Origin of the sequence: Klebsiella sp. CB_Kp196 (assembly GCF_040061575.1) — a bacterium.
Lineage (GTDB): Bacteria > Pseudomonadota > Gammaproteobacteria > Enterobacterales > Enterobacteriaceae > Klebsiella > Klebsiella michiganensis.
On sequence record NZ_JBEAFH010000029.1, the window covers coordinates 1 to 771 of the forward strand.

At 53.7% G+C, this 771-nt stretch carries 1 protein-coding gene and 1 pseudogene; both read right to left on the reverse strand.

Going from position 1 to position 771, the window contains the following annotated elements; genetic code table 11:
• Nucleotides 1-94 precede the first annotated feature (94 nt).
• The gene (locus ABLU87_RS04780; protein WP_183129359.1) at nt 95-235 is read right to left on the reverse strand and encodes a hypothetical protein; all 141 of its coding nucleotides are present in this window, start codon (nt 233-235) and stop codon (nt 95-97) included.
• A pseudogene (locus ABLU87_RS04785) lies at nt 223-771 on the reverse strand (hypothetical protein); the annotation flags it as partial. The pseudogene ABLU87_RS04785 and the gene ABLU87_RS04780, both read right to left, overlap by 13 nt.

Consider the following 771-nt stretch of genomic DNA (forward strand, 5'->3'; position numbering starts at 1 on the left):
GTTATCATTTGCATAAATAACAAACCTTAGATTTGTTGATAACAAATATGGTGTTTGTGTTTTATGGCTTTGCGTTCTGCGGGGGATTTAGGCATCAGTCGTCATCCTCTTCTGGCTCCTCCAAAGCATCACGAAACGCCACCGCGACAACCTTACCGCCAAGCACTTCCATGTGCGCGTGTACTGGCGGCTCCTTTCCATCCTCAAACTCAACGACAAAAGTCATAGCGGACATCGCTTCACCTCCTGCGGGGCGGCTGCGAGCATGGCTTTGTAGGCAGATTTAAATACATCCCAGCCTGGTGTTGATGTGAAGCAGTACTTTGCAGCCCAAATCATCTCGGATGTCGGCTCCTTCGGCACCATCACGTACCCCTCCGGAATTACCGGAGAGTTGCCAGCCTGCAATACGTTTTGCTCGTATTCAGCGACCTGTGGGTCTACTGGCGTGGATAGGTCGCGAACTGTATCACCAGCCTGCAGCATGGCGGCGCGGCAGGCGTTCCAGCCCTTCACCTCTGCTATAGCCGCAACAGCATCAACCGCGTACATGCTCAGCGGATTAGGCATTGGCTTTTCTTCAGGCACTACCGGCTGCTGCGCGTGGCGATAGAGCATTATCTGACGCCGCGGGTCAGCGAATTTGTTCGCGTCATGTCCAATCCCAAACAAATAACCGCTCCCTCCTTCATTCGCATCGCGCAATTCTTCTTCATCAGTCCACGCAACCGGCTCGCTGTCCCTCTCGGCCTTGCGGCGTTCCTGTAGCTC